At 70.9% G+C, this 8,149-nt stretch carries 9 protein-coding genes; 6 read left to right on the forward strand and 3 right to left on the reverse strand.

Going from position 1 to position 8,149, the window contains the following annotated elements; translation table 11 throughout:
- Positions 1-53: 53 nt before the first annotated feature.
- From BIV04_RS07305 to BIV04_RS07315, 3 genes are all read left to right on the forward strand, one after another.
- A complete protein-coding gene (locus tag BIV04_RS07305) occupies positions 54-722 on the forward strand; it encodes a DUF1345 domain-containing protein (RefSeq protein ID WP_083396253.1) in 669 nt (222 codons plus the stop codon).
- A 125-nt stretch (positions 723-847) separates the two neighbouring features.
- Positions 848-2,317 carry an NCS2 family permease gene (locus BIV04_RS07310; RefSeq protein ID WP_177174782.1) on the forward strand — a complete coding sequence of 490 codons (1,470 nt, stop codon included), beginning with the start codon at positions 848-850 and terminating at the stop codon, positions 2,315-2,317.
- 61 nt (positions 2,318-2,378) lie between these two features.
- On the forward strand, positions 2,379-2,951 hold the full coding sequence (locus BIV04_RS07315) for a VOC family protein (RefSeq protein ID WP_369825298.1): 573 nt from the start codon (positions 2,379-2,381) through the stop codon (positions 2,949-2,951).
- A gap of 37 nt (positions 2,952-2,988) precedes the next feature.
- Here the strand turns inward: BIV04_RS07315 and manD are convergent, their stop codons facing one another.
- The 3 genes from manD to BIV04_RS17290 all read right to left on the reverse strand — a co-directional run bounded on the left by manD (position 2,989) and on the right by BIV04_RS17290 (position 5,995).
- Positions 2,989-4,227: a D-mannonate dehydratase ManD gene (gene manD, locus BIV04_RS07320; RefSeq protein ID WP_071255485.1), complete on the reverse strand. Its 1,239-nt coding sequence runs from the start codon at positions 4,225-4,227 to the stop codon at positions 2,989-2,991.
- Positions 4,228-4,331: 104 nt separating this feature from the next.
- On the reverse strand, positions 4,332-5,192 hold the full coding sequence (locus BIV04_RS07325; protein WP_071255487.1) for an aldo/keto reductase: 861 nt from the start codon (positions 5,190-5,192) through the stop codon (positions 4,332-4,334).
- Positions 5,189-5,995, reverse strand: a complete 807-nt coding sequence (locus BIV04_RS17290; protein WP_071255488.1) for an EI24 domain-containing protein — start codon at positions 5,993-5,995, stop codon at positions 5,189-5,191. The genes BIV04_RS07325 and BIV04_RS17290 overlap by 4 nt, the downstream gene beginning before the upstream one ends.
- A gap of 165 nt (positions 5,996-6,160) precedes the next feature.
- On the opposite strand from BIV04_RS17290, the gene BIV04_RS17295 reads away from it, so the two are divergent.
- Genes BIV04_RS17295 through BIV04_RS07345 form a run of 3 tightly spaced genes read left to right on the forward strand, consistent with a single transcriptional unit; the run spans position 6,161 to position 8,116 of the window.
- On the forward strand, positions 6,161-6,580 hold the full coding sequence (locus tag BIV04_RS17295; RefSeq protein WP_071255489.1) for a hypothetical protein: 420 nt from the start codon (positions 6,161-6,163) through the stop codon (positions 6,578-6,580).
- 3 nt (positions 6,581-6,583) lie between these two features.
- Positions 6,584-7,063 carry a hypothetical protein gene (locus tag BIV04_RS07340; protein WP_071255491.1) on the forward strand — a complete coding sequence of 160 codons (480 nt, stop codon included), beginning with the start codon at positions 6,584-6,586 and terminating at the stop codon, positions 7,061-7,063.
- Positions 7,064-7,111: 48 nt separating this feature from the next.
- Complete coding sequence (locus BIV04_RS07345; RefSeq protein WP_071255492.1) at positions 7,112-8,116, forward strand: aldo/keto reductase family protein; 1,005 nt, start codon at positions 7,112-7,114, stop codon at positions 8,114-8,116.
- Positions 8,117-8,149 lie beyond the last annotated feature (33 nt).

Below are 8,149 nucleotides of genomic sequence, written 5' to 3' on the forward strand. Positions count from 1 at the left end.
GGTCACCGGGGTCGTGTCGACCCCGGTCCGGCCTCGTCTGGCACGATCGGGTCATGTCCCCCCGAGTCGACGCCGAGGCAACGGCCGTCCGCATGCGCCGGTCGCGCCTCCGATTCGTCGTCATGGCCGTCGTCGGTGTCGCGGGCGCCGCCGGCACCTGGCCGTGGGTGCTGCCCTCGGTCGCGCTTGCGATCGGCTGGGCCGCGGCCTGCGTCGTCTACCTCGCCTGGGTCTGGCTCGCGGTCGGTCGTCTCGACGCCGACGACACCCGCCGCTGGGCCACGCGCGAGGACCCGTCGCGACCGGCAGGCGACCTGTTGCTCGTCATCGCCAGCGTGGCGAGCCTGCTCGCGGTCGGGGTCGTGCTCGTCCGCGCGACAAGCATGGGCGGTGCCGTCGAGGACCTGCTCGCCGGACTCGCGGTCGTCAGCATCGCCCTGTCGTGGTTCCTCGTGCACACCCTCTTCACGCTGAGGTACGCCGTGCTGTACTACAGCGGCGACGAGGTGGGAGGCATCTCGTTCAACCAGCCGGAGCCGCCGCGGTACGCCGACTTCGCGTACGTGGCCTTCGGCCTCGGCATGACGTTCCAGATCGCCGACACCGACATCGGGTCGAGCGTCATCCGTGCCGTCGTCCTGCGGCACATGCTGCTGTCGTACCTCTTCGGATCGGTGATCCTGGCCTCGACGGTCAACCTGATCGCCGGACTCGGGGGCTGAGCGGGTCGACAGACCGCGGGCCGACAGACCGCGGGTCGACCGGACCGGTTGCATCGTGCACCCCCGGCACGGCCTATCCTGTTCTCTTCCCCCTCGACATCCGATCTCACCGGAGACGCATCGCCATGGCCACGAACGCCCCCGCCACCACGCCGCCGAGACCCGGAGTCGGGGGCACCCTCGACCGGTTCTTCGAGATCACCCACCGTGGCTCGACCTGGGCCCGCGAGATCCGCGGCGGCGTCGTCACCTTCGTCACGATGGCCTACATCGTCATCTTGAACCCGCTGATCCTCGGCGGCTTCAGCGCCGACCAGGCGGCCAAGGACGTGGCCGGCAACTGGCTTCAGAACGGTCAGGTGGGCGCGGTCACCGCCCTCACCGCCGGGGTCATGACGATCCTCTTCGGCACCGTCGCGCGCCTCCCGTTCGCGTTCGCCGCCGGGCTCGGCATCAACTCGTTCCTGGCCGTCAACGTCGTGCAGGACGTCACCTGGCCCGAGGCCATGGGACTCGTGGTGATCAACGGGCTCGTCATCACGATCCTCGCCGTGACCGGCCTGCGCAGCATGATCTTCACCGCCGTGCCGGCCGCCCTCAAGACGGCGATCACGGTCGGCATCGGCCTGTTCATCGCGTTCATCGGCCTGGTCGACTCCGGCTTCGTCCGCACCAGCGGGACGTCGTCGCCGCCCGTGCAGCTCGGCGACGCCGGCTCGGTGGCGACCCTGCCGACGATCACCTTCGTCATCGGCCTGCTGGTCATCGGTGTGCTGATGGCCCGCAAGGTGCGCGGGGCGATCTTCATCGGCATCGTCGCCACCACCGTCATCGCCATCGCCCTGCAGGCGATCTTCCAGGTGCCGCCGTCGAACGGCCAGAACCTCGACGACTGGAACCTCAACGCCCCGGTGCTGCCCACGCAGATCGTTGCCCTGCCCGACCTCTCGCTCGTCGGCCAGTTCAGTTTCGGCGCCTTCGCCCGCATCGGCGTGCTGTCGGCCGTCATGCTGGTCTTCACCCTCGTCTTCACCAACTTCTTCGACGCCATGGGCACGATGACCGGCCTCGCCAAGGCCGGCGACGTCGCGGACGCGAACGGCACCTTCCCGCGCCTTCGCTCGGCCCTGATCGTCGAGGGCGTCGGCGCGGTCGCCGGTGGCGCGACGAGCTCGTCGTCGAACACCGTGTTCGTCGAGTCGGCCTCGGGCATCGGCGAGGGCGCCCGGACGGGCTTCGCCTCGGTCGTGACCGGCGCACTCTTCCTGCTCGCGATGTTCTTCACGCCGTTGACCCAGGTCGTGCCGCTCGAGGTCGCGGCGTCGGCGCTCGTGATCGTCGGGGCGCTGATGGTGTCGCAGATCAGCCAGATCGACTGGACCGACTTCTCGGTCGCGCTGCCGGTGTTCCTGACGATCATCACCATGCCGCTGACGTACTCGATCGCGAACGGCATCGGCGTCGGCTTCGTCAGCTGGGTCGTCGTCCGGGCGTTCGCCGGCAAGGCTCGTTCGATCAGCCCGCTGCTGTGGATCGTCGCGGCCGGGTTCCTGGTCTACTTCGTGCGTGGTCCGATCGAGGCGCTGCTGGGCTGAGCCGGCCGACCCGCCTCCCCGAGACGTCACGACATGCCGCTCACCTTCGGAGGTGAGCGGCATGTCGTCACTTCTCGACTTCGACGCCCGGCGCGGCTACCCTGAGCGCCAGGAGGCGACGGTGCCGCCGGCCACCCCGAGGAGGCGCGTCATGCCCCGCATCACCCCCACGTTCTGGTTCGGTCGTGACATCGAGACCGCCGCGGACTTCTACGTCGCCCTGTTCCCGTCGTCGCGTGTCACCGACGTGTCGCGCTACCCCGAGGACTTCCCCGACGCGTCGATGGCGGGCCAGGCGCTCGTCGTCGACCTTGAGCTTGACGGCCAGCCGTACCGCCTGCTGAACGGCGGCGACGGCGGTCCGAGGCCCACCGAGGCCACGTCGTTCTCGATCTCGGTCGAGACCCAGGACGAGCTCGACCACTACTGGGACGCCTTCGCCGCGGACGGCGGGCAGGAGGGGCGGTGCGGCTGGGTGACGGACCGGTGGGGCTTCTCCTGGCAGGTCGTCCCGTCGGTGATGGACCGCTACCTCGACGGACCCGACCCCGAGGGCGCCGCCCGGGCCATGGCCGCGATGACGGGCATGAACCGGCTGGTCATCGCCGAGCTGGCGGCTGCTTACGAGGGGTGACCGACGCGCTCGCCCGCGCCGCGCCTCCTCGTCCCCGTCACCAGTCGTGGACGGTGCCGTCCGCCAGCCGGTTGTACGGCAGGTAGGCCTGCGCGTACGGGTACGCCGCGGCGGCCCGCTCGTTCAGTTCGACGCCGATCCCGGGCTGCTCGCCCGGGTGCAGCATGCCGTCCTCGAAGGTGAAGCTCTGCTCGAAGACCTCGTCCGTCTTCGCACCGTGCTTCATGTACTCCTGGATGCCGAAGTTGTGGATCGCGAGCCCGAGGTGCATCGCGGCCGCCATGCCCACGGGAGAGATGTCGGTCGGTCCGTGCATGCCCGACTTGATCTGGTACTGCGAGGCGTACTCGAGCACCTTCTTGAGGTGCGTGATGCCGCCCGTGTGCGTGACGGCGCTGCGCACGTAGTCGATCAGCTGCTCGCGGATGATCTGCTGGTAGTCCCAGACGGTGTTGAAGATCTCACCGATGGCCAGGGGGGTCGTCGTGTGCTGTCGGACGAGCCGCAGCGCTTCGGGGTTCTCGGCCGGCGTGACGTCCTCGAGCCAGAACAGGTCGTAGGGCTCGAGGCTCTTGCCGAGCCGCGCCGCCTGGATCGGGGTCATGCGATGGTGGCCGTCGTGCAGCAGCGGGATCTCGGGGCCGAACTCGGCCCGCACCGCCTCGAACACGGTGGGCACGTGCCGCAGGTACGAGCGGGTGTCCCAGTCCTCTTCGTTCGGAAGGGCTCCGCGCTGGGCGGGTTCGTGGTCGTAGCGCACGCCGCTGTTGGCGTCGAAGGTGGCGTTCGAGGCGATCCCGTAGATGGACTTCAGGCCGGGCACGCCGGTCTGGACGCGGATCGCCTTGTAGCCCTGCTCCTGGTGGTCGCGGACGCTGTCGAACAGTTCCTCGAGGTCCTTCCCCGAGGCGTGGCCGTAGGTCAGCAACCCGGTGCGAGAGGCCCCGCCGAGCAGTTGATAGAGGGGCAGGCCGGCGACCTTGGCCTTGATGTCCCACAGGGCGACGTCGACCGCGGCGATGGCGGCCATCGTGACCGGCCCGCGCCGCCAGTAGGCGCTGCGGTAGAGGAACTGCCAGGTGTCCTCGATGCGGGCCGGATCGCGCCCGATCAGCAGGGGCACGACGTGCCCGGTCAGGTAGGCGACGACGGCGAGTTCGCGCCCGTTGAGGGTCGCGTCGCCGAGGCCGGTGACGCCGTCGGACGTGGTGATCTTCAGCGTCACGAAGTTGCGGTCGGGGCTGGTGACGATCACGTCGGCTCTGTCGATGATCATGCGGTGTCCTCTGGAGCTCGCGTCCAGGCGACGTCGATGTCACCCGGGCTGGTCCCTCCACTCTGGCGCATGCGTGAGCGGGAGGCGAGCCCGGGAGGCGCGGGTCAGCGCATCTCGAGCGGCACCTCGGTCGTCGGCGCGGGGAACGCCCGCTCGAGCTGCACGAACGCCTGGTCGTCGAGGTCGACCGCCAGAGCCGCTGCGTTCTCGAGGGTGTGCTCGACCGTGCCCGCCTTGACGGCGACCATCAGGTCGGGCACGAGGCGCAGCACCCAGGCCAGGGCGAGCTGGGCGGCCGAGACGCCGAGGTCGGTCGCGACCTCCTCGAGCACGGGGTGGCCGAGCAGCTCTCCACCGTCGACGGGGGAGTACGAGGTGAGTGGCACGCCGTGCTCCCGTGCCCAGGGCAGCAGGTCGAACTCGGGTCCGCGACGGGCGAGGTTGTACAGCACCTGGTTCGTCTGGACGTTCTCGCCACCGGGCACCGCGAGCAGCTCCTGCAGGTCGTCGACGTCGAAGTTGCTGACCCCCCAGCCGCCGATCGCGCCCTCGGCGACCAGCGCCTCCAGGGCGTCGACGGTCTCGGCGAGGGGGTGGCGTCCGCGCCAGTGCAGCAGGTAGAGGTCGAGGCGGTCGGTGCCCAGGCGCCGGAGGCTGGCGTGGCAGGCGTCGACGGTGCCCTGCCGCGAGGCGTTGCTCGGCAGGACCTTGCCGACCAGGAACACCTCGTCGCGTCGGCCCCCGATCGCCTCGCCGACCAGCGACTCGGACCTCCCGCCGCCGTACATCTCGGCGGTGTCGATCATGGTCAGGCCGGCGTCGAGGCCGGCCCGCAGGGCGGCGACCTCGTCGGCACGGCGGCGCGGGTCGTCGCCGATGTTCCAGGTGCCCTGGCCGAGGGCCGGGACGACGCGACCGTCGGGCAGCGAGACGGCGGGGTTGGTCGGCGTGGCGGGGGTGGTCATGCCGGGGGATGGTAGTCGTCGGCCGTCGAGGTCGGTTCGACGGCCGGCGTCGCGGTCGGCCCGGCGGTCACCTCGCGGGCGAGCAGGGTGGCCGCGGCGACGGCCGCCGGCATGACGAGCACCGCCCCGAGCGGGACGAAGAACAGGAGGTAGGTCGCGGTGCCCAGCCCCAGGGTGCGCGCCCGGTTGACGGCGAGCCCGCGGCGGCGCTCGGCGAGCGAGCGGCCCCGGGCGTCGAAGGCGTAGCCGGTGAGCTCGACCGCGAGGAACCATCCGCCGACCAGCGCACCGAGGACCGGCACGACGGTCTGGCCGACGACCGGCACGAATCCTCCGACGAACAGCAGGACGCCCACCCCGGCCGTGGCCAGCAGCAGTCGGAGCGAGTCGCCGGCACTCCGGGCGAGCCCGCGCCAGAAGCCGCGATCGACGTCGGCCGGCGGGTCGCCCTCTCGCTCTTCGACGCGGCGCCAGATGCGCTCGTAGAAGGGATCGCCGACGAGCAGCGTGACGGCGGTGAACGCGACGACCGCGAGCAGCACGGCCAGGGCCGCCACGGCGAGACCTCCGCCGAGGCGCACGAGGGTGCGCTGCCACTCGGGCCACTCGTCCGCGAACGGTGTCACGGCGCGGGCGATGTCGTCGGCGGCGAGACCGACGACGACGAGGCCGGCGGCGAAGACCGCGCCCACGACGAGGGCGGGCACCGCACCCAGCAGCATCAGCCGCGCGGACGTCGCCCACAGCCGCAGCCCCCGGCCGAGCAGCCCCACCCCGCCGAAGAATTCCCCGATCACCGCCACCGGGCGAGCGTATCCGGTGCAGGAGGCGCGGGTGCGGTCGGACGCGACGTCGCGTCCGTCCGTCCCCGCCCCGTCGGCTCCTCCCCAGCCCGACGAGAATCGGCCTCCTCCACAGGCCGCGTGTGCGCAGGTCCTCACCGCGGCGCGGTCCGCCAGCCTCGGACCATGACGACGATCGACACCTACCCACCCGTACTCGCCCCCGACCCCACCGACGAACAGCTCGAGGACTTCGTCGACGAGTTCTGCCTCGAGCCGTGCGACGAACGCGCCTTGCTCTGGATCTACCTGGGGCCCGACGGCATGCCCGTCGCGCCACCCATCGCCCTCGCCGGCTCGCCGGTCGAACCCACCCGCGACGGGGTCGAGACCCTGGCTCTGCGCATCGTCGAGGTGGCGGCCTGGGTCGATGCCACGTCCGTCCTGCTGGTGTGGCAGAGCGACGACGAGTCGCTGTCGGCCTCGTGTGACGACCAGCGGTGGGCTGTGGCGATCCTGGCGGTGATCGAACCCGGCGACCTCACGGTCCATCCGCCGATGCGTCGCACCCCGTCCGACGTCCGTCCCCTCCTCCCGGTGGGCTGAGGCATGCGTGTCCGCGGAGGCTCCCGACCGTTCGATCCCGATCCCGACCTCCTCCGGCTCCCCGTCCTCGGGCCGGACGCCGACGACCGGGCGTTGCTCGACCACGCGACCGAGCTGTGCGCCGAGGGTTGCGATCGCGAGGTCGTCCACTTCGCCTTCCTCGACGGGGCCGGTCGGCAGGTCGCCCCCGCCGGTCGTCTGCACAACGTGCCACGACTGCCGCGGCGGCGTGACGTCGACGAACTGGTCGACCTGTTCCGGCATCAGGGACTCCGGGCGAGAGCGCGGCAGGTGGTGTGCGTCTGGCAGACGGTCGACGACGACGAGGTCGACCGGGTCGCGGTCGAGGCCTGGGCCTCCGGTCTGACCCGGTCGCTGGGAGCCGGGCCTCTCCGGTTGCGGGCGTTCTGGCATCGCACGCCGTCGGGGTTCACCGTGCCCGGACCGTTCGGCGACCGGGCGGGCGGGGCGGCCGGTGACTAGCGTCGACGGGGTGCCGCATCGCCGCGGCACCACCGAGAAAGGTCGTCCATGAAGTTCAGGTACCTCGGCAACAGCGGGCTCAAGGTCAGCGAGCTCACCTACGGCAACTGGCTCACCCACGGGTCCCAGGTCGAGAACGACACGGCGACGCGCTGCGTCCGCGCGGCCCTCGACGTCGGCATCAGCTCGTTCGACACGGCCGACGTCTACGCCAACACCCAGGCCGAGACGGTCCTCGGCGAGGCCCTGAAGGGTGAGCGTCGGGAGTCGCTCGAGATCTTCACCAAGGTCTACGGTCCCACCGGACCGAAGGGGCACAACGACACCGGCCTCAGCCGGAAGCACATCACCGAGTCGATCGACGGGTCGCTCACGCGCCTGCAGACCGACTACGTCGACCTGTACCAGGCACACCGGTACGACGTCGAGACGCCCCTCGACGAGACGATGGAGACCTTCGCCGACCTCGTCCGTCAGGGCAAGGTGCTCTACATCGGCGTCTCGGAGTGGAACGCCGAGCAGCTCCGTGAGGCGCACGCCCTGGCTCGCGAGCTGAAGATCCAGCTGGTCTCGAACCAGCCCGAGTACTCGCTGCTCTGGCGGGTCATCGAGGACGAGGTCGTCCCGGCCTCGGCCGAGCTCGGCATCTCGCAGATCGTCTGGTCGCCCGTCGCCCAAGGCGTCCTGACCGGAAAGTACAAGGTCGGGGCCGAGTTGCCGCCGGGTAGCCGGGCGACCGACCAGAAGGGCGGCGCGGGCATGATCGACCGCTGGCTGCGCGACGACGTCCTCGACGCCGTCGCCCAGCTCGAGCCGATCGCTGCCGACCTGGGCCTCACGCAGGCCCAGCTGTCGCTGGCCTGGGTGCTGTCGAACGAGAACGTCGCCTCGGCGATCATCGGGGCCTCGCGTCCCGAGCAGGTCGAGTCGAACGCGAAAGCCTCGGGAGTCACCCTCGAGGCCGACGTCCTCTCTCGCATCGAGTCGATCTTCGACGGCCTCGCCGAGACGGACCCGCGCAAGACGCAGATGCCGAGCGGCCGCGAGGCCTGATCGCCCGGTCGACACGACACGACGACGCCCCGC

The sequence above is a fragment of the Frigoribacterium sp. MCBA15_019 genome, assembly GCF_001864945.1.
GTDB lineage: Bacteria > Actinomycetota > Actinomycetes > Actinomycetales > Microbacteriaceae > Frigoribacterium.